The organism is Deinococcus sonorensis KR-87, from assembly GCF_040256395.1.
GTDB lineage: Bacteria > Deinococcota > Deinococci > Deinococcales > Deinococcaceae > Deinococcus > Deinococcus sonorensis.
This window is the reverse complement of sequence record NZ_CP158297.1, coordinates 395,235-421,195: the sequence shown is the minus strand read 5'-3', so window position 1 is coordinate 421,195 and position 25,961 is coordinate 395,235. Positions and strand designations below refer to the sequence as shown.

Annotated in this window: 22 protein-coding genes and 1 pseudogene; 12 read left to right on the top strand and 11 right to left on the bottom strand. The window is 69.5% G+C overall.

Going from position 1 to position 25,961, the window contains the following annotated elements; translation table 11 throughout:
- Nucleotides 1-267 precede the first annotated feature (267 nt).
- The 4 genes from ABOD76_RS02985 to ABOD76_RS02970 form a co-directional block, all read right to left on the bottom strand.
- Nucleotides 268-558: a hypothetical protein gene (locus ABOD76_RS02985; RefSeq protein ID WP_350241311.1), complete on the bottom strand. Its 291-nt coding sequence runs from the start codon at nt 556-558 to the stop codon at nt 268-270.
- Nucleotides 559-1,217: 659 nt separating this feature from the next.
- Entirely contained in the window at nt 1,218-1,475 is a 258-nt protein-coding gene (locus ABOD76_RS02980) for a hypothetical protein (protein ID WP_350241309.1), read from the bottom strand.
- 554 nt (nt 1,476-2,029) lie between these two features.
- On the bottom strand, nt 2,030-3,346 hold the full coding sequence (locus ABOD76_RS02975) for an MFS transporter (protein ID WP_350241307.1): 1,317 nt from the start codon (nt 3,344-3,346) through the stop codon (nt 2,030-2,032).
- Nucleotides 3,347-3,431: 85 nt separating this feature from the next.
- The gene (locus ABOD76_RS02970) at nt 3,432-3,659 is read right to left on the bottom strand and encodes a PIN domain-containing protein (protein ID WP_350241306.1); all 228 of its coding nucleotides are present in this window, start codon (nt 3,657-3,659) and stop codon (nt 3,432-3,434) included.
- Nucleotides 3,660-4,032: 373 nt separating this feature from the next.
- On the opposite strand from ABOD76_RS02970, the gene ABOD76_RS02965 reads away from it, so the two are divergent.
- Both ABOD76_RS02965 and ABOD76_RS02960 read left to right on the top strand, forming a co-directional pair.
- Nucleotides 4,033-4,935: a PhzF family phenazine biosynthesis protein gene (locus ABOD76_RS02965; protein WP_350241304.1), complete on the top strand. Its 903-nt coding sequence runs from the start codon at nt 4,033-4,035 to the stop codon at nt 4,933-4,935.
- A gap of 569 nt (nt 4,936-5,504) precedes the next feature.
- Nucleotides 5,505-5,939: a VOC family protein gene (locus ABOD76_RS02960; protein ID WP_350241303.1), complete on the top strand. Its 435-nt coding sequence runs from the start codon at nt 5,505-5,507 to the stop codon at nt 5,937-5,939.
- 289 nt (nt 5,940-6,228) lie between these two features.
- Here ABOD76_RS02960 and ABOD76_RS02955 read toward each other — a convergent pair whose 3' ends face one another.
- Nucleotides 6,229-7,089, bottom strand: coding sequence for a LysR family transcriptional regulator (locus ABOD76_RS02955; protein WP_350241301.1), 861 nt, complete (start codon nt 7,087-7,089; stop codon nt 6,229-6,231).
- Between the two features lie 283 nt (nt 7,090-7,372).
- Here ABOD76_RS02955 and ABOD76_RS02950 point away from each other — a divergent pair, with 283 nt between their 5' ends.
- The 6 genes and pseudogenes from ABOD76_RS02950 to ABOD76_RS02925 all read left to right on the top strand — a co-directional run bounded on the left by ABOD76_RS02950 (nt 7,373) and on the right by ABOD76_RS02925 (nt 12,922).
- Nucleotides 7,373-8,935, top strand: coding sequence for an ABC transporter substrate-binding protein (locus tag ABOD76_RS02950; RefSeq protein WP_350241299.1), 1,563 nt, complete (start codon nt 7,373-7,375; stop codon nt 8,933-8,935).
- A gap of 28 nt (nt 8,936-8,963) precedes the next feature.
- On the top strand, nt 8,964-9,917 hold the full coding sequence (locus tag ABOD76_RS02945) for an ABC transporter permease (RefSeq protein ID WP_350241296.1): 954 nt from the start codon (nt 8,964-8,966) through the stop codon (nt 9,915-9,917).
- A gap of 41 nt (nt 9,918-9,958) precedes the next feature.
- Nucleotides 9,959-10,090 (top strand): annotated as a pseudogene (locus ABOD76_RS02940) (hypothetical protein); the annotation flags it as partial.
- A gap of 108 nt (nt 10,091-10,198) precedes the next feature.
- Complete coding sequence (locus ABOD76_RS02935; RefSeq protein ID WP_350241764.1) at nt 10,199-10,780, top strand: ABC transporter permease; 582 nt, start codon at nt 10,199-10,201, stop codon at nt 10,778-10,780.
- A gap of 136 nt (nt 10,781-10,916) precedes the next feature.
- Entirely contained in the window at nt 10,917-12,284 is a 1,368-nt protein-coding gene (locus ABOD76_RS02930) for a M14 family zinc carboxypeptidase (RefSeq protein ID WP_350241294.1), read from the top strand.
- Between the two features lie 35 nt (nt 12,285-12,319).
- Entirely contained in the window at nt 12,320-12,922 is a 603-nt protein-coding gene (locus tag ABOD76_RS02925) for an MSMEG_1061 family FMN-dependent PPOX-type flavoprotein (protein ID WP_350241292.1), read from the top strand.
- Nucleotides 12,923-13,235: 313 nt separating this feature from the next.
- Here the strand turns inward: ABOD76_RS02925 and ABOD76_RS02920 are convergent, their stop codons facing one another.
- The 3 genes from ABOD76_RS02920 to ABOD76_RS02910 form a co-directional block, all read right to left on the bottom strand.
- Entirely contained in the window at nt 13,236-14,243 is a 1,008-nt protein-coding gene (locus ABOD76_RS02920; RefSeq protein WP_350241290.1) for a DUF418 domain-containing protein, read from the bottom strand.
- A gap of 437 nt (nt 14,244-14,680) precedes the next feature.
- Nucleotides 14,681-15,652: an NAD-dependent epimerase/dehydratase family protein gene (locus ABOD76_RS02915; RefSeq protein ID WP_350241288.1), complete on the bottom strand. Its 972-nt coding sequence runs from the start codon at nt 15,650-15,652 to the stop codon at nt 14,681-14,683.
- Complete coding sequence (locus tag ABOD76_RS02910) at nt 15,649-16,089, bottom strand: MerR family transcriptional regulator (protein WP_350241286.1); 441 nt, start codon at nt 16,087-16,089, stop codon at nt 15,649-15,651. The genes ABOD76_RS02915 and ABOD76_RS02910 overlap by 4 nt, the downstream gene beginning before the upstream one ends.
- Before the next feature lie 585 nt (nt 16,090-16,674).
- Between ABOD76_RS02910 and ABOD76_RS02905 the strand changes: the two genes are divergently transcribed.
- Nucleotides 16,675-17,145, top strand: coding sequence for an AAA family ATPase (locus tag ABOD76_RS02905; protein WP_350241284.1), 471 nt, complete (start codon nt 16,675-16,677; stop codon nt 17,143-17,145).
- Between the two features lie 413 nt (nt 17,146-17,558).
- Here the strand turns inward: ABOD76_RS02905 and ABOD76_RS02900 are convergent, their stop codons facing one another.
- Nucleotides 17,559-18,419 carry an alpha/beta fold hydrolase gene (locus ABOD76_RS02900; protein WP_350241282.1) on the bottom strand — a complete coding sequence of 287 codons (861 nt, stop codon included), beginning with the start codon at nt 18,417-18,419 and terminating at the stop codon, nt 17,559-17,561.
- Between the two features lie 312 nt (nt 18,420-18,731).
- Here ABOD76_RS02900 and ABOD76_RS02895 point away from each other — a divergent pair, with 312 nt between their 5' ends.
- From ABOD76_RS02895 to ABOD76_RS02885, 3 genes are all read left to right on the top strand, one after another.
- Nucleotides 18,732-19,433, top strand: coding sequence for an SDR family oxidoreductase (locus ABOD76_RS02895; protein WP_350241280.1), 702 nt, complete (start codon nt 18,732-18,734; stop codon nt 19,431-19,433).
- A gap of 102 nt (nt 19,434-19,535) precedes the next feature.
- Nucleotides 19,536-20,441, top strand: a complete 906-nt coding sequence (locus tag ABOD76_RS02890) for an MBL fold metallo-hydrolase (RefSeq protein WP_350241278.1) — start codon at nt 19,536-19,538, stop codon at nt 20,439-20,441.
- 803 nt (nt 20,442-21,244) lie between these two features.
- Nucleotides 21,245-21,628, top strand: a complete 384-nt coding sequence (locus ABOD76_RS02885; protein WP_350241276.1) for a hypothetical protein — start codon at nt 21,245-21,247, stop codon at nt 21,626-21,628.
- 520 nt (nt 21,629-22,148) lie between these two features.
- Here ABOD76_RS02885 and ABOD76_RS02880 read toward each other — a convergent pair.
- Both ABOD76_RS02880 and ABOD76_RS02875 read right to left on the bottom strand, forming a co-directional pair.
- The gene (locus ABOD76_RS02880; protein ID WP_350241274.1) at nt 22,149-24,281 is read right to left on the bottom strand and encodes a tetratricopeptide repeat protein; all 2,133 of its coding nucleotides are present in this window, start codon (nt 24,279-24,281) and stop codon (nt 22,149-22,151) included.
- Between the two features lie 488 nt (nt 24,282-24,769).
- Nucleotides 24,770-25,789: a hypothetical protein gene (locus ABOD76_RS02875; protein WP_350241272.1), complete on the bottom strand. Its 1,020-nt coding sequence runs from the start codon at nt 25,787-25,789 to the stop codon at nt 24,770-24,772.
- Nucleotides 25,790-25,961: the final 172 nt, after the last annotated feature.

Here is a 25,961-nt window from a genome sequence, read left to right as displayed (position 1 = left end):
TGGCCGCTGCAGTGACGTGCTGCCCAGCGGGCGGGCCATTCTGGCGTCGGCTGGCCATGCGCGGCGGCAGGACAGAGGCCAGGACCCCCGCCGCCAGCAAGCCGGCGCCCAGAAGCTGGACGATCTCGAGGAATCCCAGCTGGCGCGCGGGCGGACTACGGGCCTCCACCTGGGCCTGGGGTGCGTCACTCCAGACCTGAAGTCGACTGTGCCCGGTGGGCCGCCCAGGCCAGCGGCAGCGGGGAGTTCCGTGGGCGGAGGACGGGTTCAGTCCGGCTTCGTGCCCAGCGTCTGGAACATCCCGATCATCGCGGGGTTGTTCTTGACCTGCGAGAGGGCCTCCTGAATCTGTCGCGCCTGTTCGGCCCGTCTGGCCCATTGCTGGCGTGCCCGAGCCTCACCGCCCTCAGGCCGCTTCTCTCGAAGGTGCTGGACGCTGACGCCCAGCAGCATCGCCGTAACCCGGAGGTCCATGGACGCTTCCAGCGCCGCCTGTGCTTCCTCGACTTCAACCCGGGCGTCGTTCAACAGACGGCGAAGGTCTTCCATCTGGTTCATGGCCCTATTGTGGGAGTGGATCATACAATTGCGTCCGGCGAACCTTAAGCTCAGTTCACTCACGGTTTGTCCTTGAGTGGGGGAGATTCAACCGGTCCCGCGACACGGCCCGTTCGTCCATGTCCGCCTGGAGCGGCCGGCATTCACCGGTTCGTGGGCAAGGGACGCGCCTTCGCTGCGGATCAGATCCGCTTGTTGACGGTGCGAGCCAGGCCGTTCAATGCCGGGTGGGCCCGCAGGCACGCCTCCGCTGCTGTACATGCAGCATCGAACGCATCTGGCCCGCCCGAGCGACCGCCTGGGCCGATTCCGGCTGCGGATGACGTGCCGACCCTTCACTCCAGGCCACTCTGCCTCCGTATGCATCGGCGATGCACTGGACCTCCAGCCGCGAAGAGGGGCGGCCTGAGGGACCGTGGTCAGCTCCGCTGCCATCACGGAACTTCAACCTTGCCCAATCCGCGCTGACGCGGCCCGCACCTGCCCGTCCCTGGGGCTGGCCATCCACGTCCGGTGGTCTCGCCCACCCAACCCGGTTCTGACGACAGTTCACACGACCGGCACCCAGGCAGGGTCCACCTGACGCCTGAACTCGTCTGGCCTGCCCTCACGTCATGTTTGTGACCCTGCCCGCAGAAGGGAGCGCTTCCGATGAAGGTTCAGGCCACCGGCCGGTGGCCATCCAGCGGTGAGCGCCCGCGCTGGCGCTGAGCACCGTCACGCTCGTCGATCTGACGAACGCGGAACTCCCGGCCGTGCGCAGGGTACGCCACCCACATCTCGTCCTCGACCTCGTACCAATGGAGCTTCAGCAGACCCTGCATGTGTCTGAAGCAGTGCAGCCGAGCTTGCGGGGCGGTCGGGAAGCTGCCGAGGGGTTGAACGTCGTTGTTCACGATGAGTTCGGCGCGGTACATGCCTCACCGTAGGAACCCGGCTCTGACACTTCCCTGACTGGCTCCGGCGCGTTGCCCCGTGGTGGCTCTGGCGCTGCCGGCTGCCGGGGGGCTTCAGGTGCGGTCGCGGCGTCCAGTTCCGCGAGCAGGGCGCGGATGAACGCGGCGTTGGCTTGGGCGTGATCGTCCACGCTGCATCCTGGCACGCCTCGGGCCGGTGCGCCGCCACACATGCCTCACGCCTGGCTTCTCGACTGGCATTTTGGCGGTCACCTGCCGGTCCAGGAACGCCTCGGCGCGCCACCCGAAGGCCGCAGCGCGTCAGAAAACGCGGCTGCAGGTGGCCCCAGTCAGGGCCCCCGTACCCGCGCCGTCACGGTCGGATGGGCTTCCAACCGAACCGGGTTACTGCGGACAACGCCACCGTGAGCCAGGCGGTCCAACCGGTGACGGTTCTCTGCCCGCTGGCCGGGCGTCCGTTCTTCAAACGGCAGCATTCACCGGAGCGGCGCACGTCCCGCCGTTCCGGGTCAGGGTCCACTTGGATCCGTGGGCCGCGGAGGTCCTGCTTCTCTTCAGGCGGCGGGGGCTTCCACCGGGACAGTGGGCCAGAGCGTCACCAGCGCGGCCGGGTGGACCCGGCGGTCAGATCCATGGGGCGCCTTCAGCCGTCGTCCACCGGCGATCCGGCGGGCCTCCGCCCGTCTGGACAGCCGGTGAATCGCCACGCCGCCGACCGCCGGGCCCAGGGCCAGCACCGCGAAGACGGCGGGCCAGCCGCCGGCACGCTCCAGGACCGGCACCAGCGCGATGCTCACGGCCGTCAGGGTATAACCCAGCCCCAATTGCGCGGTCAGGGCCGTGCCGACGTAGGCGGGGTCGCTGATTTCGCTGGTGATTGCCGAGAATTGAGCAGAATCCGCGATGATCCAGAAGCCCCAGACGAGACTCACGGCCAGCAGCGCCAGCGGCGGGGCGTGCGCCAGCAGCAGTCCGGCCAGGACCAGCGCGCACCCGCCGGAGCAGCTCAGGGCCAGCAGCACCAGGCGGGTTCGGCCCCAGCGGTCGCCCAGGACGCCGCCCAGACCGCAGCCGAGCGCCCCGATGCCCACCACCGCGAAGGTGGCCAGCGCCGCCTCGCGGTGCCCGCCGGCCACGTGATGGGGGAGCACCTCGGTGAAGAAGGCAGCGCACCACGCCCACATCGCGTACAGCTCCCACATGTGCCCCAGGTACCCGAGGGTGGCCAGCTGCAGGCCCCGGCCGCGGAGCAGCCGCCAGGCCTGCGCCGGTTGAAAGGCCGCCGCCGGGAAGCGCCCCGGCCCCTCCGCAACGTCTGCGGCGATGAGGCCGCCCAGCGCCGCCAGCACACTGGTCGTCACGATCACCAGCCGCGGACTCGCGCCGCCCAGACCGTTGATCAGGTGCGGCAGCGCCGAGCCGAGGGTCAGCCCGCCCACCATCACGCCGAGCGCGACCCCGCGACCCGTGACGAACCAGGCGGACATGGCCTTGAGCGCCGCGGGGTACACCAGCGCCAGCGCCGCGCCGGTCAGCGCGCGCAGTACAGCGGCGGTGCCCAGGCCCCCGGCCAGCAGCAGGCCCAGGTTGGTGGCGGCCGCGATCAGGCCGCCCCACAGCATCAGCCGCTGAGGCGTCACGCGGTCCGCGAGGTTCAGCGCGGCGCTCAGGACCGCGCCCAGCACGAACCCGAGCTGGACGGCCAGGGTCAACCCGGAGGAAGCGACGTCCGTCAGCGCCCACCGGTCGCGCAACTGCGGCAGCAGCGCGGCCGCCGAGAACCACGGCGCCATGGTGAAAAACACACCGGTGGACAGCCGGGCGAGTGCGGACCAGCGCCCGGGCGCCGCAGGCGGAGGGAGCGGTGGCATGGCGCTCAGCATAGAGCGCGGACCTGAACCGGCTTCAGAGGAGCGCTTGAGCGGCGGCAACGCCCACGGCCGTGCCGGGAGGAGCTCAGGCCCAGACGTGGAGGGGCGCACGTGGAAACGCCCGGATGTGTTCGTCCATCGTGACCAGCGGACAGCGTTCCACGTGCGCCTGGGCCACCAGCATCCGGTCGAAGGGAGCACGGTGGCTCCACGGCAACCGCTCGGCCTGCACCGCGTGTTCGGCCGTGAGGACACCATGCCGAGCCGCGCTGAGGCAGCCGTGCAGGATGACAAGGAGCGCTACAGTGCGCATATGACGGAACTCGACGGACGCTGCGTCGCGAGCAACCAGAGGAGTGAGGGCAAGGAGGCGTGTCCGTGGCGTTCGAGCGAAGCCACCTGCTGAGCGTTGTGTCTGGTGGCAACGCCAGGGACGGCAGCGTCACCGCCGTCCATCGGCGAACGGAGCGGGCGAGGCGGTCGGCACGAAGGCACCCGTTGAAGCGGGGGCTCCACGGAGCAGCGCTTCGTCAGGCCACAGGTCAAGCTGTCCCCGGCACCGAAGGTCACCCACAGCAGGTCATGGTGCGGACCTCCACCAGCCACGGCCCCCGCGGTCGTCTGGCCTGGGGAGGTGTCTCCGGGCTGAAACCCGAACTCAGCCGGGCGCGGCGGGGCGCCCGCTGATGGGCACCGCGCCGTTCGTCACGGTGGACGTCTTCACGGACCGGCCATTCGGCGGCAACCCGCTGGCGGTCTTTCCGGACGCGCGCGGTCTGACTGAGGGCGAGATGCAGGCGCTGGCGGCCGAGCTCAACCTGTCCGAGACCACCTTCGTCCTCCCGCCCGAACATCCCGGGAGCACCGCCCGCGTGCGCATCTTCAACCGCACCGCCGAGATGCCCTTCGCCGGGCATCCCATGGTCGGCACCGGCTTCGTCCTGGCCGACCGGTCGCGCGACGGTCTGCTGCGCTTCGAGGTGCCCGCGGGCCTGGTGGACGTGCAGGTCGACCACGATGCTCGGGGCGCCGCGACGGGGGCCACCATCGCCGCCCCGCAGCCGCTGAGGATCGGTGGGGCGCTGCCGCCCGGCCTGGTGGCCGAGTGTGCTGGCATCTCGCCGGACGGGATCGTGACCGTTCGTCACCCGCCGACCCTGGCTTCGGATGGCGGCAACCCACGGGTGCTGGTGGAGGTCACCGAGGCGGCACTGGCCGCCGCCACGCCCGATCTTGCGGCCTTCCGGCGCGCGGTGGCCGCGACCCCCGAGCTCGGCGGTCTGCTTTCGCTGTATCTCTATCGCCGCGACGGGTCACGCCTGCGCACCCGAATGTTTTCCCCACTGACCGGCACCTGGGAGGATCCCGCGACCGGCAGCGCGGCGACGCCCCTGGCCGGCTTCCTGCTGCACCGTTCGGGAGCCATCAGCGGGGCATGGGAGATCCTCCAGGGCGTCGAGATGGGCCGCCCCAGCCTGCTGCGAACCACGGCGCAACGCACCCCGGACGGCATCCGCGCCCGCGTGGGGGGCGGATGCGTGCGGGTGCTGCAGGGCCACGCGATGCTGCCGGACAAGCCGGGCCCGTAACCTCCCTGCTCGCGGTTCAGCCAGGCATGTGACAGCCTCCGCCATGAGCGCTCATTGGACCGGACGTCGAATCCAGCGTGCGGTCCGGGTGGTGTGGTCCACGCGGGAGGTTCGAGGGGGATGGTCCGTTCCGCTGCCGGCTGCAGCGTCGCCCGGGCGCCCATCAGGCCCTGCCCGAACAGGTTCCGCCCCAGGGGAGGCGGGACGAGGGGCATTCTCCTCGGCAACGCTCCAGCGTGCAGGCTTGTGCCCTGACGCTCCCCGCCAGGGGAACCGCTCAGACGTCGTCACCTTGCGGACCCGCGAGCTGCCCGCCCTGGATCGCACCTTCCCGGTACAGCTGACCCAGGCCCCCTGTGCACCCTGTGGCGGGGTGATGCGGTTGATGTTCACGGAACCTCACGGCGCTCCTGCACGCGTCCTGCGCTGCGGTCGACCCCGGGTGAGTGGACTGCCGGTGACAGAGACGGGCCTGCCGGTGAGCTGTGACCGAGCCGGCTCATGTCCGCACGTCCCACCGTCTCACCGCCAGACCGCCGGATCAAGCCGGGGGCAATCCCAGGAGGAGCATGACGATCAAGCGAATGGACCACGTCAGCGTGGTTGTCGACGAACTGGAGGGTGCCATCGCCTTCTTCAATGCCCTCGGCCTGAAGCCCGCCGGCACAGCGCAGGTTGAGGGGGACTGGGTGGACCAGGTGAACGGGTTGGCTGGGGTTCAGGTCGAGATCGTGATGATGCAGACCCCGGACGGGCAAGGTCGGCTCGAGCTGACGAAATTCCGGCAGCCGGAGCTGGTGGAGCTGCACCCGGCCGTGGCGCCCCCGAACGCACCGGGCCTGCGCAGCGTCATGTTCGAGGTGGAGCGCGTTGAAGACACGGTCGCACGCCTGCGTGCCCACGGCGCTGAACTGATCGGCGAAGTGGCCCAGTACCGGGACCGGCTGTGCTCCGTGCGCGGCCCCGCGGGCATCATCGTGGCGCTGGCCGAGGCCCTCACCTGACGCGTTGGCCCCTCAGCCGGATGGGGGGCGTTGACCGGAGCGAGCCGGTCCGGGGGAGTGCGGGTCCCGGCGTCTCAGCAGGGCTCAGGTCCGCGTGCGTGGACGCCCCAGGCCCTCGACCGCTCCTTGCGTGAGGCACCAGCTCGTTCGGGGTTCTGGCTGGACATTCTCCGTTTGACCGTGGCGTCTGGCCGCGACGGTCCACGGCGCTCCACCGGACACCTGAGCCACGTCCGTGAGGGGCAAGGCGGCGCTGAACGAGGCCGGACCGGCCCACTGTGGTGGTTGGTCAATCTGGATGGCCTGGGATCTGACCGAGGACCGCCATGACCGCTCGAATCCCCGGGGCCATGGCGTCCGCTTTTGTGACCATGCCGTAGATGCGTTTCACCGGATGAGGCAGTGGGTGCACCTTCAGGGCAGGGGGGAGTTCCGGCAGCGTGAGCTGGGGAAGAATCGTGTAGCCCAGGCCCGTCAGCACGAGGGCCAGGAGGGCGGCTTCGGTGGACAGGTGAAGCACGGGTTTGAGCAGCACGCCGTGCCGGGCAAGCGCGTCGAGTAACCACACGTCATGGGGTGGACCCAGATGAATATACGGGCGCTTGAACAGGTCCTGCAGGGCCCAGTGTTCCGGAGCCACGATGACATACGGATCTTCCCCCAACTTCTGGGCCACCAGGTTCATTCCTGGCAGCAGTTGAGTCAGCCCGATGTCGGCCTGGCCCTGCTGCACCGCCCGGATCACCGAGTGTCGTTCCGGGTAATGGTCACTGGCCACAATGGTGAGCGCAGGATGTTCCAGGGCCAGGCGGGTGAGCGCCTGCGGCAGCAGGTGGCGGGCGAGACTGGAAAAGGCAGCGATGCTGACGGTGCCTTCCAGGGGGCTGGTCGTGCTGGCCGTGGTGACAATGACGTGCATCAGTGCGGCGAGTTGTTCGACCAGGGGGAGCAGCCGCGTGCCCACCTCGGTGGGGTGCACGCCGCGGCCATGACGTTCGAGCAGCACGGTGCCGAGTTGCGTTTCAAGCGAATGGATCGCGTGGCTGACGGCGGACTGCGTCAGGTCAAGTTCGATGGCAGCGGCGCTCACACTGCCCCGCTGAGCGGCGATCATGAACGCCCGCAGCTGCGCCAACGTCGGCTCCCTCATGAACAATTTTCATACCACGTCTCAACCAACAAAACGGTGCACCACGGCCGGTCGCGCCGCACCTAAGCTACGCAGCAGTGAGAACGGAAAGGAGGAGATGAAGCGGGTGCGGGAGTTGGGTGTCTGCCGCGCTGCTGAAGCCGTGCTCCACACGAGGAAGCCCCCCAGTCCGCCTCTCCCGCCGCGCCGTGTGCTGAGCCGCCTGGGTCCCTGCAGGTGAACAGGGCGGCACACCCCCGTGGTCGGGAGGTCAGGCGTTCCACCACCGTTCTGGAGGCACACTATGTTCAGCCCGAGAATCACGACCTTTGCGGGTGCGCTCACCCTCCTGCTGATGCCGGGCGCTCTCGCCCAGAGCGGCGGGACCCTGCGGATCGCGTACAGCGCGGTCAAGCAGCTCGACCCGTTCAAACCCGCCTCGGACGACGAAATCAATGTGAGCTCGCAGATTTTCGACACGCTGGTCTACACCGACCAGAAGGTGCAGGTCAAACCGCTGCTCGCGACCAGCTGGAGCGCGCCCGACAGCACCACCTGGGTGTTCAACCTGCGCCACGGCGTGAAATTTCAGGACGGCAACGCGGTGTTCGCCAAGGGCAAGGGCCGCGAGGTGGTCGCCGCCGACGTGGTGTACTCCATCAACCGCTTCATCAAGACCAGCACGCTCTTCACGCTGGGGGACATCGCGAGCGTCCGCGCCGTGAACCCCTACACGGTGGAGATCAAGACCGGCAAACCCAATCCCCTGCTGGTCAGTGACCCCAACCGCCTCTCGCGCGTCGCCATCGTGCCGCACGAGGGCGTCGAGAAGCTCGGCGAGGCGGGCTTCGCCAAGTCCCCGGTCGGCTCCGGCCCCTTCACCCTGCGTCCGTACACGCCCAACGGCACCATCACCCTCGACCGCAACCCCAGCTACTGGCTCCCCACCAAACTCGGGCAGGTGCAGTTCATCTACCTGCCGGACCCGACCGTGGCCACCCTGGCCGTGCAGGGCGGCCGCGTGGACGTCGTCTCCTACCTCCTGAACGTCGACTCGGCCAACCAGCTCGCGCAGCAGCCCACCGTCAAGCTGATCGAGGGACCGGGGTCGTACCGGGGACTCGGCTTCAACGTGCGCACCGCCCCGTTCGACGACTTCGCGGTCCGCGACGCCATCTCCAAAGCCATGGACATCGATGGGGCCTACAAGTCGGTGCTGGGCACCAACGCCATCCGCGCGTATGGCCAGGTGCCGCCGTGGGTGCCGTTCGGCTACGATCCCAGCCTCAAGAACCTGTGGAGCTACGATCCCAAAGCGGCCGCCGCCGAGCTGACCAAGGCCGGCTACGCCAAGAACGCCGCGGGCCTGTGGGCCAAGGACGGCAAGCCGCTCTCCTTTGACCTCAAGACCATCGCCGGGTCGCAGGTGCGGGTGCTCACCATCCTGGTGACGCAGCTCAAGGACTTCGGCATCGACGCGCGCATCCTGCAGCAGGACGTGGCGGTGTGGGCCTCCGACCTCGGCAAGGGCAACAACACCGGCCTGTTCTTCGATTACAGTTTCGCGGCCACCACCGGCCTGTACGCGCTGTTCGGCGGCGACAACATCGGGTCGTCCAACACCCACATGTACAAGAACGCCGAGGTCGACGCCCTGTTCGCCAAAGCGCTGGTGAACCCCAACGCCACGCAGCGGGCCGCGCAGTGGAAGCAGGCGCAGCGCTTGATCATGAAGGACAAGGTGGCGATCCCGCTGTACTTCGAAAAGGGGTACGCGGTGGTGGGCAAGAACGTCCAGGACTTCTACCCGGCGTTCGCCAACCTGAAACTGGTGTCGCCCAGCAACAACGTCACGATCAGCAAGTGACGGTGAACCGGATGGACCGCCCGGCGCCATGCTGACCTTTCTCGTCAAGCGGCTGCTGCTGATGATTCCGGTGCTGCTGGGCATCAGCTTCCTGACGTTCGCGCTGCTGGCCTTCGCCCCGGGCGACTACCTGAGCCTGGCGCTGAGTTCCGGCGCGGCCAACCCCGAGGGCCTCGCGCACATCAAGGCGGAACTCGGCCTGGGTGAGCCGTGGTTCACGCGGTACCTGCACTACCTGGTCCGGCTGCTGCACGGCGATCTGGGCAGCTCCATCGTGTTCGGGCAGCCGGTCAGCGCGCAGATTCTGGCGGCGCTGCCCAACACGCTGGTGCTGACCGCCTCGTCGCTGCTCTTCGCCCTGACCGTTGCGGTGGTCATGGGGGTGCTGGCGGGCGCGCGTCCCCACAGCGCGGTGGACTATCTCGCGTCGCTGGTGAGCGTGCTGGGCGTCGCGATGCCCGGCTTCTGGCTGGGCCTGCTGCTGCTGGTCCTCTTCAGCCTCAAGCTGCGCTGGCTGCCGCTGGGCGGGGGCGGGCTCGGCAACCTCAGTCAGGGCGTGTGGCCGTTCCTGAGCTTTTTGATCCTGCCGGCCGTCACGCTGGGCGCGGAGCTGACCGCCATCCTGACCCGCCTGACACGGAACGCGCTGCTGGACGTGCTGGGTGAGGATTACATCCGGACCGCGCGGGCCAAGGGCGTGGGCCAGTACCGCGTGCTGTTCCGGCACGCGCTGCGCAACGCGGCGTTGCCGCTGGTCACGACCGCGGGCCTGCAGTTCGGGGGGCTGCTGGGCGGGGCGGTCATCATCGAGACCATCTTCTCGTGGCCGGGCATGGGCGTGCTCACCATCAACGCCATCACGCAGCGCGACCTGCCGATGATTCAGGGTGCGGTGCTGGTGTTCGCGGCGTTGTTCGTGCTGGTGGTGCTGCTCACCGACGTGCTGTACACCTGGATCGACCCGAGGATCAGTTATGAGTAACGCCTCGGCGGTGCCCGTGACGTCGGCGACCGGTCCGCCGCACCTGGCGGCTGTTCGCGCGCAACCGGCTCGCCGTGGCGGGGGCGGTGGTGATCGCGGCGTTCTACCTCGCGGCGCTGTTCGCGCCGGTGGTGGCCGGACATGATCCGCTGAAGCTCGATCTCGCGCATGCGTTTGGTCCGCCGGGCCGGGGCGGGCACCTGCTCGGCACCGACAACTTCGGGCGGGACACGCTCGCGCGGCTGATCTACGGGTCGCGGATCTCCCTGACGGCGGGCCTGGTGGTGGTGGCGATCTCGGCGGCGCTGGGCACGCTGCTCGGCCTGTGGGCGGGGTACGCGCGCGGGTGGGTGGATGTGCTGATCATGCGCCTGGTCGAGATCTTCTTCGCCTTTCCCTTCCTGGTGCTGGTGGTGGCGGTGATTGCGGTGCTGGGGCCGAGCATCTTCAACGTGGTGTGGGTGCTGGGGCTGGTGAGCTGGCCGGTGTACACCCGGCTGGTGCGCGCCCAGGTGCTGACCTTACGGGAACGCGAATTCGTGGAGGCGGCGCGCGCCACCGGTTCCGGGGTGGGGCGCATCATGTTCCGGCATATCCTGCCCAACAGCGTCACGCCCATTCTCGTCGCCGCCACCTTCGGCATTCCGCAGGCGATCCTGTCGCTGGCCGCGCTCGGGTTCCTGGGCCTGGGCGTTCAGCCGCCCACCCCGGAGTGGGGCACCATGATCAGCGAGGGCAAGAACTTCATCCTGCAAACGCCGCTGCTGATCTTCTGGCCGGGCCTCGCGATCATGCTGATCGTGATGAGCTTCAACTTCCTGGGCGACGGGCTGCGCCAGGCGCTGGATCCTCGCAGCAGTTGAGCGCCGTCCCCGGGGGCGTCCCCGGCCGTCCACGCGGACGTGTTCCTGTTCACCGCTGTCTCCCGAATGCTCACCGCTGGACCTGGGTGAGCGAGGCGGCGCTTCCTCTGCTCCAGCCACTCCTGTGAGGCGCGATATGAACCATCAGCCGAAGGCGATCGAAGCGTATCTGGAGCAAGTCCCGCACTACGACCGCTTTCTCACGGTCGACGAGCTGTTCGAAACGGTTCGACGTGCAGCGCGCGAACATCCAGACCTGGCGACGTACCGGGAGGTGGGCCACTCCACCGACGGCGAGCCGATTCCCATGCTCTCCATCGGGCACGGGCCGAAATCGGCGCTGCTGTACGCCTGCCCGCACCCCAACGAACCGATCGGGGCGATGCTGGTGCAGTTTCTGGTCGAGGCCCTGCTGAAGGATGAGCGCCTACGCGGGGCATACACCTGGCACCTGCTGCCCTGCGTGGACCCGGACGGAACGCGGCTGAACGAGGGGTGGTTCGCCGGGCCGTTCACGGTGCGGGCGTACGCCCGGTCCTTCTACCGTCCGCGGGGCGAAGAGCAGGTGGAGTGGACCTTTCCGATCTCGTACAAGCGCTACACCTGGGACGCGCCCATTCCCGAAACGCAGGCCCTGATGGCCGCGCTGCAGGACACCCGGCCGTCCTTTGTGTACTCGCTGCACAACGCGGGGTTTGGCGGCGTGTACTACTACCTCAGCAGCGACGTGCCCGCCGCGTACCCGGGCTTCTACCGGATTCCCGAAGCGTTGGGGCTGTTTCTCTCCAAAGGCGAACCGGAGGTGCCGTGGGCCGAGCAGCACGCGCCGGCCATCTTCGGGATGCTCAGCGTTCCAGACGCCTACGAGTACTACGAGACGTACACCGACATCGACCCGGTGGCGATGATGCACGGCGGCGGCTCCAGCGTCGATTACCTGAAGAGCGTCGGCCTTGAGGGCGCCGTGACGCTGATCACCGAACTGCCGTATTTCCAGGCGCCGGCGGTGGCGGACGAGACGAAACTGCCCATCACGCGCCGTGAGGTGCTGCTCGCCGGCCTCGACCACGACACCGAGATCAGCGAAGCGCTGACCGGCCTCCTGGACCGCATCGAGCCGGAGATGACGCTGGACTCGCGCTTCTGGCGGGCGTCCAGCGGCTTTATCCGCTCGGGCGCCAACGCCATCGAGAGCCAGCGGCAGTGGGCGTTGAATGACGCCGCCACCCTGGTGCCCGCCACGGTGGCGCAATGGGCCGACGCGCTGTACGTCTCGGCCTTCTATAAAATCCTGATGGCGAGCATGCTCGACCGCGCCCTGACTGCCCAGCGCGCACTGGGTGATTCCGGGACCCTCACGGCCGCTCAAGCTGAACTCCAGCAGCACCTGGACCGGTGGATCACCGACATCGAGATCAACCTGCCACACACGCCCATTCCCATCCGCAAGACGGTCCAGGCCCAGCTCGGCGCCATGCTGACGCTGCTCCCCCATCTCCACTGAACGCCTCACCTGAAGCACGACAGGAGCGCCCCCCCATGCAGCTCGATCCCGCCCACCTGATCTCCACGGCCGACGATCTGGCCCCGCTTTATCGCCCGCCCAGCGTCCTGGTCAAAAACAAGGTGATGCCCTGCATTGATGCCGACTTCGCGCGCATCATCGCGCACTCCCCCCTGGCGGTACTGGCGACCCGTGGCGCAGATGGCCTCGATTGCTCACCGCGCGGCGATCCCGGCCAGACCGTGTTCGTGGAGGACGAACAGACGCTGATCCTGCCGGACCGCCCCGGCAACAACCGGATCGACAGCCTGCGCAACATCCTGCACCATCCGCAGGTGGCCCTGCTGTTCCTGGTCCCCGGCGTGAACGAGGTGTTCCGGGTGAACGGCACCGCGCAGCTGACCCGCGACCCGGCGCTCCTGGCGCGCTTCGCCTACAAAGACCAGTGGCCGCGCGCGCTGGTGGTGATCACGGTGCAGGAGGCGTTCCTGCACTGCGCGCGGGCGCTGCTCCGCGCCGACGTGTGGAATCCGGCAGGCTGGGTGGGCGACCGGGTGCTGCCGAATTTTGCGGCCATGCTGACGCAGCAGACTGGCGTTCACGTGAGCGACGCCGATCTCTCGATCGAGGACCGCTGACAAAGCAGGGCCGCCCCGAACAGGCGTCGTTGAAGGACACCAGCGGCCGCGTGCAGCTCCAACGCCGCTGCCCCCAAAGCCCATCATCAAACGTGGCGCATGAAGCGCCTGCCGTAGGCCGAAGGCACGCCACACTCATCGTGACGTCCGGGCGGAAGACCAAGAGAACCCTGGCGGCCACAAGGGGCGTGATGGACGGTCGCGCCGCACGCTGATCCGACCCGGTCCGGCATGCGGAGGGGCGCCGGTCGCCAACAATGGTGCCGATCAGGGACACTGCGACAGAAGACGCCCCGCGACCGGCCACCACCGTTCAGCTGGGCCGGCGCAGCGTGCTGCCCCAGCGCCACAGCCACTCGAGCGGACCCACCGGGCGCCGCGCGAGCCACCAGGTGCTCAACGCGAAGTTCGCCGCGTAGGCCAGCAGGCAGGCCGGCACGACCAGCCGGTACGGGCCATCGCGCCAGCCGACCACAGCGAGCGCCACGAACACCAGCGTCTGCAGGACGTAGTTGCTCAGGCTCATCCGGCCCAGCAGGGCGAGCGGCCGAAGCGCCTGCGGCAGGGCAGGGCGGCGAATCAACAGCAGCCACAGCCCGGTCATCAACGCCGCCGCGCTCACCAGGCCATTCAGGGTCACGACGTCCAGGTCATACCCGGCCACGACCAGCAACCGGCGCGGGTGCCCCAGCAGCACATGAACGGCCACGGTCAGGGCCAGGGTCAGCAGGGTCAGCGGAGGAACCACGCGGTGCAGGACCGGCCGGACCGGCCAGCGTGCCGAGAAGACCTCCAGGCGTCCGAACGCCACACCCAGCAGGACCATCGCCGGCGTCAGCAGCACCGGACTCGTCCACAGGGCAGCCAGCACCAGCAGGGCGGCCAGGCCGAGCAGCAGCGGAACGCGGACGTGCCGGAACGGCAGCAGCAGCAGGCCGCAGATCGCGTACGGCAGCAGTACCTCCCCCGGTTGCAGCAGGCGGTGCAGCAGCCCGAAGAGCGCGAGCAGGCCGAAGCGGCGGAGCAGCAGCGGCAGGGCCGATTCACCGGCGCGGCCAGCACGGATCATCAGCAGGGCGAAGGTCACGCCGAACAGCAACGAGAAGAGCGGAAAGAAATGATCCCGCAGCAGCACGTCCGACCAGTGCACCAACATCAGGGCTTCGGGGTCCGTGGCCGTGACGCGCAGGTGGAGGACGACGGGCGCATTCAGCCCGGCGATCCCCAGCAGCGACACGCCCCGCAGCACGTCCAGCAGCAGAATACGCGGGCCTCCCCGCGTGGAGCCGGCGGGCGGGAGCACCGAGGGGATGATCGTCACCGGCCCACCATAGGCGCGGACGTCACAAGGAGTCGTCCTCCGAAAGGTGCAGGACGGCCAGCGCTTGAGCGCCTTCCGCTGCTGGCTCTTCCGGAGAGGAGCCGGGAATCCTCTCCCTTGCCCGGGCCGGTCCTGAGCCTGCTCGTCTCCCACGCTGAACCTGCATGCCATTGACCGCGGGTGCATAAGACGATATACTGTTCAACATCAAAGGCGACCCGTGGGTCGCCTTTTTCCTGTTTGACGGGCACCAGTTCAGAAGGCCGTCAGGCCAGCTCGGTTCTCCTGGGCGGCCCGAGTCGCGGTCTCCAGGCCGCCCTTCAGCCAGCCGCGCGGGCCTGTGCAAAGGCGCAGGGGAGACATCTGATCATGCCCTGGAGACCGTGAACTTCCGGTCCGTCGTCAGCGGGTGCGACCGGCCACGGGTGACCCGGAAGTTAGCCGTGGCTGTGCAGCAGGCCGAGGTCACGTAAGCTCTCGGCCGTCTCGATGATGGTGGTTTCAGCGGAACGGGGTCGGAAGCCGAGTTCCCGCTTCGCGCGGTCGTTGTGGATGACCAGCGGGGGCGGGTCGTCGCCGGGCACCTGCTCCGTAGGCACCCGCTGTCCGAGCGGCCCCAGACGGTCACGCAGGACCCGGGCGACGTCGAGAAAGGTGATCGTCGGCCCATCGGCAAGCGCCAGGTAGCGCTTCCCAGCGGCGTGCGGCGCGGCCATCGCCGTGATGTGCAAGGCGGCCACGTCCCGCACGTCCGCAATGCCGAAGCGCTGCCGCGGCACAGCGGCCATCGTCCCGTCCAGCATCGCCGCAAAGAACTGCAGCGATGACCGCACCTGCGTGGTCAGGGTCGGTCCGGCGACCCACGTTGGATTGATGACCACCAACTCCAGGCCCGTCCCCTCGCGCTCAATAAAGTCCCAGGCGGCACGCTCCGCCACCACCTTCGACTGCGGGTAGGGGGCCAGCCCAGGGGTATCCGGGTCCGTCCAGTCGGCCTCGGTGTAGTCACGGACGGGTTTGGGGGAGTACCCGATGGCCGCAAAAGACGAGGTCATGACGACGCGCCGCACGGCGCTGCCGCGTGCGGCGCGCAGGACGCGGAGGGTGCCATCGCGCGCCGGTCTCACCACCTCTTCCGGGTTCGCGTCCTGAACCATCGGAGAGGCCAGGTGATAGATGCTGTCGACGCCGGACACCGCCTTGGACCAGCCCTCATCCGCGTCCAGGCGCGCGACGACCAGGTCAAGGCCCGCGTGGTGCGCACCCGCACGGCGCATGGCCTCGCGTACGCGGGCTCCGGCCTCGGCAGACCGGACCGTGGCGCGCACTTCGGCCCCGCCCAGCAGCAGGTCCGCGATCAACCGTGTGGCGAGGTACCCGGATGCGCCCGTGACCAGGACCGGGCTCACCGCACCACCGCCTGCAGACTCGGGAGCATCGCTTGGACGCGCGCTGCCGCTTCAGCCTCATCAGCGGCATCATCACGGGCACGTGCGTCCCACAGCTGCGCCTTGGCCCGCAGGTACTCCAGGTGCACGCGCAGCGTGGTGATCTCGGTCTCGACGCGCTGCGCGTGGCGCAGCAGCAGGTCGCGCTGCTCACCAGACGCGGGCGGTCCGAGCAGGCGGTTGGCCTGGTAGGTGCGCATGTCCTCGATGCGCATGCCCATGGCGCGCAGGCAGGCCAGCACCTGCAGGGTGTCGAGATCCTGTTCGCCGTAGCGCCGGTGTCCGCTCCTGGCTTCACGGGCGACGGGCCCGATCAGCCCGATGTCTTCGTAATAGCGCACGGTCGGCTCGCTCAGCCCACTGCGCCGCGCCGCGTCCTGAATCGTCATGAGGGTCATGGGAGCAGTACAACAAACTTCAAGCGCTTGAAGTCAAGGGTGGGTGCCGACGATCGAGCCGCCTCCGCAGGGTGGGCAGGCTGTCCTAGATGGACGCCGCATTCCGGGCGGCCCTCCACCTGGGCGTCGGTCGCCAGGACGTCGCGCTCCTCCTGACGTCTCGGCAGCACGGCCCCCCTCCGGCGATGCCTTGCTGCGGCCTCCCGAGTGGCCGGGGCCGCCCAACGCAGATGGGTCGTGCTGAACGTTCCGAACTGCACTGCGGCAGCCCTGAGCATCGGCCGATCAGGACCTGGAGGAGTGGCCGAAGATCCTCTCTGGTCGGCAGCATCTGGAAGGGCGCCTAATGGGCCGCCTGACGCGGACGGGCGAGAACAGGAATTCTGACCTGGGAACGCAAGCACGGAATGTGCGGTCGTGCAGGACGTTCATCGCCGTCCTGCAGCCCCCGCCGGTCGGTCAGGGTGGTATGGTCAGGCGATGCCCACCCTCGCGTGATGCTGGAGACCCGTCACTGCCGCCCGCGTGACCACGTCACGGCGAGCGGCTCGGCCCACTCTGACCTGAATCTTGAGGTAACGACGGATGGTGACCTTGCACCTGATTGTCGGTCTGCCCTGTGCCGGCAAGACCACCTACGCAAAAAGACTGGAACAGGAGCAGTCCGCCATGCGGTTCACGTTGGACGAATGGCATATTCGCCTGTTCGGGCATGATTTCACCCTGGATACGGTGCACCCGGAGCACGACGCGCGGCATCAGCTGATCGAAGCGCTGTTGTGGGACGTGGCGGCGAGGGCGCTGCAACTCGGCACGAACGTGATTCTCGATTACGGCCTCTGGGGCCGAAGCGAACGCGACGCCTACCGGGCCCGGGCCTCGGCGCTGAACGCGGCATGCAAGGTGCACTTTCTGAACGCCCCTGAAGCGGTGCTGCTGTCCCGACTGGAGGAGCGAAATGCGCAGCGGCCGGAGGGCACCTTCCAGATTCCTGCCTCGACACTGCGCGGGTGGATGCGGGTCTTCCAGGCCCCGACCGAAGACGAACTGAGCTGAATCCCGGCGTGGCCCAGTTGCTTGTCTGTGCTGCGGGGGGGTCGGTGTCCGGAGCCTGGGTCAGGCCTCGGGTCATGGGCCGTGGCCGGCCGCTCCCCGCCCCCTGAAGGCCCATCTGACCATCGCAGCAACGGTGGGCGGCGAGGCGACGGAACCTGGACCACCCCAAAGAGTCATGCACCGAAGCCGGCGACGCGCGACTCGACTGGACGCCCTGTACCGTCGGCGGCCGTCCAGGCGGCCCTGGGGGCCGTGAAAGCCCAAACAGGCCGCCCCCGTGACACCTCCCGCCGCATCCCGTGTGCCCGGACGTTCAGCCGCACACCGCCGTCCCCCATCAGGCGAGGGCACAGAGGCGGCCCCGGCGGGCGAGGGGATCCGGCGGCCCGGACCGCGCGCCCGCTGAGGCGCCTTCAGGTGAGGAAGTCGATCAGCAGCCGACTGACCACCTCTGGTGCGTCGTGCTGGACCCAGTGGCTCGCCTGAGGCAGCCGCTCCACCTGCACGTGCGGTACCCAGCGGTCCAGGCCCTCGCTCAGCTGCGGCACCAGCGCCACATCCTGCGCGCCCCAGATCACCAGGGTGCGGGCTGGAATGGGCATCAGCGGCATGTCCCCAGGAAAGCGCAGCAGCGCGCGGTAGTAGTTGAGGCTGGCCGTGAGGGCGCCCGGCTGACCAAGCGCGTGGATATAGGCCCGGACATCCTCGTCGGTGAAGGCGTCCGGGCGGACCGAGCTGCGGCGCAGCAGCGCGCCGATCCGGACGCGCAGCAGCCGGCCCAGCGCGTCCGGCACCACGGGCAGCTGAACGGCCAGCACGTACCATGATCGGCGCCACTGCGCCGGATTGCGCCGCAACTCCCGGCGATACGCGCCAGGGTGTGGGGCGTTCAGGATCGCCAGCCGCGACACCACCTCCGGATGCCGCATGGCCGCGGCCCAGGCAATCACCCCGCCCCAGTCGTGGCCCACCAGCGCGGCGGTCGGGGACCCGAGGTGGACGATCAACGCCCGCACATCCGCGACCAGCTGACGCAGCCGGTAGGCGGCCACCCCAGGCGGCTTCTCCGAGCGGTTGTAGCCGCGCAGGTCCGGCGCCACCACCCGGAATCCCGCCGCTGCCAGCGCGGGCAGCTGGTGACGCCAGCTGTACCAGAACTCCGGGAAGCCGTGAAGCAGCACCACCAGCGGCCCGTCTTCAGGACCGGCCTGCACGTAGTGCAGCCGCACGTGGTTGATGACCGCCTCGTGGTGGGTCCAGGCCTGATGCGTCATGCCCGCACCATCGCACGCCGCGTCCGCAGTTCGCCAGCCGGGTGTGCAGAGGAAGCCTTGGGCCAGCCTGAAGGCGCCCTGGCGACCGAACGGGGCGGACCAGGAGGGCCGGCTGGCGTCTGCTCAGCCGGAATGTGCGCACCGCGGACACTGCCCAGCGTCCGCTCGTCGACCCCAGGCTGGCGCCGTGCCGCACCCCGCGCCCCCAGGCTCGCCGGCGGCTCGTGTTGGCGTCCCCACGACCGCCGCACCTTCAGGCGAGCCTGCGAGCGCCGTTACGGTGTGCGCCGCGCCGGGCTGATGAACTGAACCATGACGACCCGAGATATTGCCCTCGTGACCGGCGGGAACCGCGGCATTGGCCGGGAAATCTGCCGGCAGCTCGCCCTTCAGGGGTTGCATGTCCTGCTTGCCGCGAGAGATGAGGCCCAGGGGGCGCAGGCCGCGGAGGGCATCGTGCGGGCCGGGGGGACCGTCACGGCCGTCCCCCTCGACGTGCGGGACGAAGCGAGCATCCAGGCGCTCGCCGAGCGGGTGCAGCGTGAGTTCGGGCGCCTCGACGTCCTGGTGAACAACGCCGCGGTGTTGCTGCATGAGGGCGGGAACGCCCTGACGATCCCCCCAGCGGTGTACTGGGAGAGCCTCGAGACGAACTTCATGGGCCCGCTGAGGTTGTGCCAGGCGTTCGTGCCGGGCATGCGTGAGCGCGGCTCCGGCCGTGTGGTGAATGTGAGCAGCGGCGCCGGACAGCTGAGCAGCATGGGCGGATACGCGCCGGCGTACTCGGCCAGCAAAGCCGCCCTGAATGCCCTGACGCGACTGGTGGCGCACGCCGGCGGCCCGGGGGTGCTGGTGAATAGCATGGACCCCGGCTGGGTCCGCACCGACATGGGTGGCCAGGGCGCCCCGCGGAGCGCCGGGCAGGGGGCCGACACTGCCGTTTGGCTCGCCACCCTGCCGCCCGGTGGACCCACCGGCGGATTCTTTCGTGACCGGCAGCGGGTGCCCTGGTAGGCGGCGTCCATCCGGGTCACGTCTGGATCCGCTGGCCCCGGGGGTGGCCCACATCCCGGGTCCAATGGGGCCGCGCCGCCTGGGGGCCGTTACACTGCGGCCATGAGCGCAGGTCCAGTCGCCATCGAGGAACTTCAGTACCCGGACGTCGACGCCCGGATCCGGATCTTTCAGGCCGGGGACGAGGTCACCACCTTCGCGGTGATGACCCAGCGGTTTGCCATGTTGATCGACACCATGGCCACCCCGGCCCTGATGAGGCAGGTGCTCGGGCGGGTCCAGCCGGCGCTGGACGGGCGACCGGTGCTGGTGATCAACACCCACGCCGACTGGGATCACGTGTACGGCAACCGGGTGTTCGCTCCGGACGGCGACCACCCGGCGTTGATCATCGGCCACGCGCTGACCGGTGATCGCCTGCGCTCCCCCGCCGCCCGCGAGCGCCTGGAGGCGCAACAGGCCGAGGACAACCGGTTCGCGGAGGTCACTCTGGTCCCGCCCGATCTGGTCTTCACGGACACGTTGACGCTGCACGGCGGTGACCTGACCCTGGAGCTCGTGCCCACCCCCGGGCACACCCCGGATCACTGCTCCGTCTGGATTCCGGAACTGGGCACGCTGCTGGCAGGCGACGCGGCGGAGTTTCCATTTCCGAGCGTGCGGGGCGGGGCGACGTTGGCGCAGGTCCGGGCTTCGTTGCAGCACCTGCAATCCTTTCACGCCACGGTGGTGCTGCCCTGCCACGGGGGGACCACCGGACCGGAGTTGCTGGAGCAAAACCTGGCGTATTTCCGTCGGCTCAGGGCGGAGCTGGCGTCGGAGCCGGGCTTCGCCGACCGGGCGGCACTCACCGAACTGGCCCTGCCGCCGGGCCTGACGTACCGGGCGGTGCTGCAGGACCTGGGGACGACACCTGAGCGTGTCCCCGCTTTTTACAGAGGATTCCACCTGGAAGCGGTGCAGGCCACGCTGGAGGAACTGCGCAGCGAGGGTCGCGAGGACGGGTGACCGGCATGGGCCGGTCTGTCACCCCGCCGGCTTCCCGACACAGCGCCGTGATCTGACCGGCCCTGCGGGCAAGGCAGCCGGAGGGCGTGCCGGCCATGCCTGCCCGGGCGCCACTGGGGTCTGGTCACCCAGGTCGCAGCCCAGTCCCCGCAGGATCATCGCCGGGTGGGTGCCTGATCGCCAGCAGGACGCCCGAGCTTCACGGGGCCCGGGCAGGCCGGTCGCTTCACCCAACCGCGTCGCGGTGAGCGCGGGCCTTCTCTCCCGCTGTGAAGAGGCACCGACATTGGCGACGCTGACCTGAGGGGTGTGTACCGTCCCGTCCGCTGGACGGCACGTCGTGGGCGCCAGGGTGGTGGGTGAAGGCCTGCTGGCGGACCGGCAGCGCCTGGACAGGGGGACGTCCGGGTGGATGGCTGCGCGAGGGGACGGGCGCCTCAGCGAGACCGTGAAGCGTCTGTTCCCTCCGGGGTCCGCGGCTGACCTCCATCGCCAGCAGGCGCAACCGGCGTGCAGGTCCTCAGCGGTTCGGTGCTTTCAGTGTGGTCACCAGCCTGCGGCTCAGCCAGCCGGACCACGGGGAAGACCGGCTGCACCTGCAGATGTTCTTTACACACGGCGTTGTGGCGCTGCCGATGCGGTACAGCTGAAGGGGACGGGCCGCGCTGGCCCGCAGGAGACGCCTCATGGACCATCAACCACCTCAAGGTTCTGAACCCCACCCTTCCCCGCTTCGGCGCTGGGGCCCCGCACTTGCTGGCGGGCTGGCCGGAGCCCTGGCCGTCACCGCGCTGAATGAGGGGGTGCGGCGCATTCTGCCGCACGCGCCGCGCATGGACGTGATCGGGGAGCGGGCACTGAGCGCCACCCTGCAGGGCGCCGGAGTCCAGCCGCCGCGGGGGGCGGCCCTCTACCGCTCCACGATGCTGGCTGACCTGGTGTCCAACGCGGCGTACTACAGCCTGGTGGGGCTGGGGCCCACCACCCGGCGCTGGCCGCTGGGCGGGGCGCTTGGCCTGGCCGCCGGGGTGGGCGCGGTGACGTTGCCGCGCCCGCTGGGCCTGGGACGGCAGCCGGACTCTACCGCCCTCCTCACGCCTGTGCTGACCGCGACCTGGTACCTGGCAGGGGGGCTGGTGGCCGCGGCAACCATGCGGGCGCTGGAGCGCCGCCCCGGCGGGCGATGAGGCGCCCGGAAACGCCCTGCCTAGTCCGCTGGGCGGGATGACCGGTGAATCACGCTGACCTGGCCTTGCTGCCCGTCGAGGGTGGAACTGCGGATCATGCGGGCCACTGCACGCCGTCTGTGCCCCCGCTTCGTCGGCTGGGTTTGCGTCTGGCGTCTTGTTCCAGACCGGCCTTGCCCGCACGCCGTGATGCGCAGGTATTGGGCAGTGCAGCGACAAGAGCGGCCGTCGGACGAGGCGGCGGGTGGGGCGGTTTCGTGTCTGCATCTGCATGCGGCTGGATCCAGTCACCGACCGCAGGCCCTCTCCCTGGCACAATCCGCGTGCTGCTGGGTCACGTCGGCGGCCGGGTCTGGCGGCGTTTCAATCCCAGGGTGCTCTGCACGGAGGTCGGCGAGGCGGTCTCGAATGCCGACCGGGTGAAGTCGCCGCCCGCTTGCAGAGGTACGCCGGGACAGACCTGCTGGCGGGTGGTGCCCTCCAGGTCCTCCAGGCCAGCACCTCACCCTTCGCCGTAGCGCTACCGGCCGGTCCAGTACGCGACAGCCGCCGCCACGCCGAACTCCTGCTCGAATTTCGCCTCCCACTGCTTGGTCTTCACGTCCCAGACATACGCGGCCGCGTCGGTGCCGATGCCGACCGACACCTTGCCTTCCATGCGCAAGCCCGCGTCCTGGATGCCGTCCTTGCTGAACTTGATGTAGACGCTCTCTTTTGCGCTCGCGCCCGACTTGTGGATGCCGCCCAACGACAGGCCCTTCGGCACCTTGGCGTCGGCTTTGATTCCGAAGAACACGGTGCCCGTGCCCTTCCAGTCCACGCTCGCGGCGGCGTACAGGCCGATGATGACGCTCGCCGACAGCTCGATGTCGATCTTCTCGCAGCTCAGGCCGAAGCTCAGCCCATACCCGTTGACGTTGAAGGCGTTGGACGGCACCTTCGATTTCAGCTTGGACCCGGTGGGCACCCCACCGCAGGGGTCGCCTGCGAGTTCCGGGAGGTCAGGCGCGTCGAGGCTCGCCCGGGGACCGGCCACGGTGCCGCAGGTGATGGCGTGATCGTGCGCGACGCTGGCCATCTCGCGCGCGGCACCGACCACCATGCCGTAGTAGATGCCCTTGGCACCGGCCTCAGCGAACATCCGGCTGGCAGCGCGGTCATTCGGGTCGGTCAGATTGGCGGCCAGCGCGGTCTGATGCCGCACCATCACCGACGCGTAGCGGGCCATCGCCTGCGCCTGCCCGGTGACAAAGGGACGCAGTTGGCTGAAGAAGGTGCCGACCGCCTGGTCCAGCTGCGCGACGTGGGCCGCGCAGCTGGGCGCGTCGATGCGGCTGACCGCCTCGTTGAGCTGCCGGGCAAACCGGGGATAGGCTTCCGTATAGGCGTAGTGGGCGTCGTACGCGGCCTTGTACACCGGCCAGATCTGCGGCTCGAAGTGGGCGTTGGCTGTGGCCGCGTACACCAGCGCCGCCCAACGGCGCTCCCCAGCGTCCGGGGTGGCCTTGAGCCGGGCGTCCCCAACCCGGTCAAGCAGCGCGTTCACTTCCGCGCTTCCTGCCCGTTCCAGCGCCACGTACTGCTCGTAAAGCGCGGCGCCCTCCTCGCGGGTGGACGGCAGCTTCAGCTGCGGCAGGTGGTACGCCTCCCCGCGTGACAGGTCGAACAGGTCGCTGGCCGGGCGCCGGGTGGGCGCCAGCGCCGCGCTCATCAACCCGGCCCCGTGACGATTGGGCACACTCTCCCGGACCGGAAACGCTGGGCTGGCCTGAGCGTCCAGCGTCCGGCGCATGGCGAGGCGCAGCTCGCGCACCGCGCCGTCCAGGTTGCCCTGACACAGCAGCGCCTGCGAGAGGTTCGCGCGCGCCTCGGAGAAGTCAGGGGCGAGCTTCAGCGCGGCGCGCAGCGGCGTCTCGGCCTCCTTCCAGCGGCCCAGGCCCAGGAAGGCATGCCCGCGGTTGGAGAGCGCCACGGCGCGGCCCGGCACGCCCGCAGGCGCCGGCAGGGCGCCGCCCAGCTGATCGGCAGCATCGAGCACGGCAATGGCTTCCCGCGGCAGGCCGGTCAGGCTCAGCACGCCCGCCAGGTTCACCAGGATCCAGGGGTTCTTCGGCGCGGCCCGCTGAGCGGCGAGCAGCAGCGCGAGGGCCGCCCTGGGCCGGCCCGCCGCCAGCGCCGCCGCGATGTCCGCCCCCCCGGCGCCGCCGGGGGCCTTGCGCGCGTCCGGTCCCAGAACATGTTCCGCGCGGGTGAGGGCGGTGCGCAGGGTCATGGCGCCCCGGGCCGTCCCCACCGGCAGCGGCGGTCCTCCGCTGCCCTGCCGGGCGCGGAGTTCGCGAAAACTCGCGAGCGACTGCTGCAGCGCGTCGCGGCCGGGATCGCCGGGCTTCATCCGGGAGAGCGTCTCCTCAAGTTGCCGGATCACCTGATCGAGGTCCATCCCCCCTCCCGGCGCGAGTCCGGGCGTCCGGGGGTCGCGCACCGCTGGCATGCAGGCCTGGGGCCGGGTGCTGGCGAGCTCGGTCCGGTGCTCGGCGAGGGTGGGCAGCTGGGTCTGATCGCTCCAGGCGCGCCACATCCCGCCCGCCCACGCACCGGAGGCGAGCAGACACACGCTGAGGGCCACACTGACACGGCAAAGGGTTCTGGTCATGGCCTCAGCGTGCCGGTCCCCCAGTGGCTGGACGATGTTGCGGGGACCTGCCGGAGCGGCCTCACGCGGCCCAGGCGGGCGAGCGCCGCCGCGCGGCAGGCCCGGCGACCGGACAAGGAGCCCCGCAGGACGGCCAGCGCCATCACCCGGGTCAAGGTGATGGCGCCTGAGGCCGCGATGAACAGGTGGCCGAGGGGCGCGCGCCCAGCCCGGCGGGTCAGGAGACCGGCGGCCGTGTGGAGGTGGGGTCAGGGTGGTCTGAAACGTGAGGGAGGCCAGACCGGACCCGGGCGGGTGCTGCGGCCCCCGCCTCCGCGGTGGTGGGGCGCGCCATGCCCTGGCGCGCCGCGCGGCCCGGCAGGCCCGCGCACCTGAACGGGCCTCGGACACCACGTCCGCGTGGGCCTGCCCGTCCCCGTCTGCACCGGTCGGTGCCGCGGCCCGCCTCACGCAGCGCCTTCGGCTCCAGGCGGCCCACCCGTCCGGTGCTATTTGGTGGCCTTCACGTCAAACGCGTACGCGCGGCCCGATTCGTCCGTCAGGTACACCGTGTCGCCCGCAACGGTCTCGGGCAGTTCCCAGTAGAAGCGCACCCGGGCTTCCTCACCCCTGGGCAGGGTGCCGCTGGCTTTCTCATCCCGGCTGGCTTTGAGCATCAGCTGGTTGTACTCCACCCGCTCGCCGTCCGCGTCCTTCAGGCTGGCCTGGAAGTTGCCCCACGAATACTCCACATCGCGCCCCAGGGGGTTCTTGATGACGAACGTGGCGGTGAGATACCGCCGTCCGGGGGCGGGTGCCCTGCCGAGCAGCGGCTCGGCCGTAAACGTCACTCGGTCCAGGCGCACGTCAAAGTACCGGAGCGGCACGACCTTGCCGGCCGGCACATTGACCCGCAGCGCGGCCGTCGCACCGCTGCGGTCCTCCGGATCCGCAAACGGCGCGTTCAGCGGCTTTGCCTTGGCGCGCAGGTCATACCGCAGCACCTGGGGCGTGCCGTTCTCCTCGCGCTGCACCATCAGTTTCGGCACTGGCCCCGCCGCGGGCACCACGATGACGGTCACGACGTCCACCTTCTGGGCAGGCTTGAGGGTGATCTCGAACTTGTCGGTGGTGCCTTCGCGCGCGACCGCCTGAACGTAGTCGTGGTTGCGGTCCAGGGCGTCCACCGCGGTGAACTTGATGTCGCCCCAGTAGTACCGCGCTTCGCGTTTCTGGGGATTCTGCACGGTGTAGTGCAGGATCAGCAGCTTCTCGTCGGCCTTGGGGAAGGTGATGGTGTCTCCGAAGAGCATCCGGCCGGTGCTGTACTCCGCGCTCCGCAGGGTGAAGTTCAGCGGGCTCTGCTTGCCGATGGTGAAGGTCTGCCCGACCTGGGCATTCTGGCCGTCGAGTTGCTGGGTGCCCTGCACCACCGGACGGCCCGTCTGGACCGCAGGCGTGGTGGCCGCGTGAGCGGCGCTGATCAGGGCGAGGGTGAGGGCGGACACGAACAGTGGATGACGCATCATTTTCCTCCTGAAATCGCGGGTGGCCGCGTTGAACAGACGGTACGGGGGGCCCGGTGGCTGGAACATGTTGGCGGCCTGCCGTCGGAGAGGCCGAGCGGCAGGGCCACGCGACGCCCTCTCCGGGACCGGTGCCGTGACCAGCGGCGTCACGGAAGGGGGCCGGCCGGGCGCG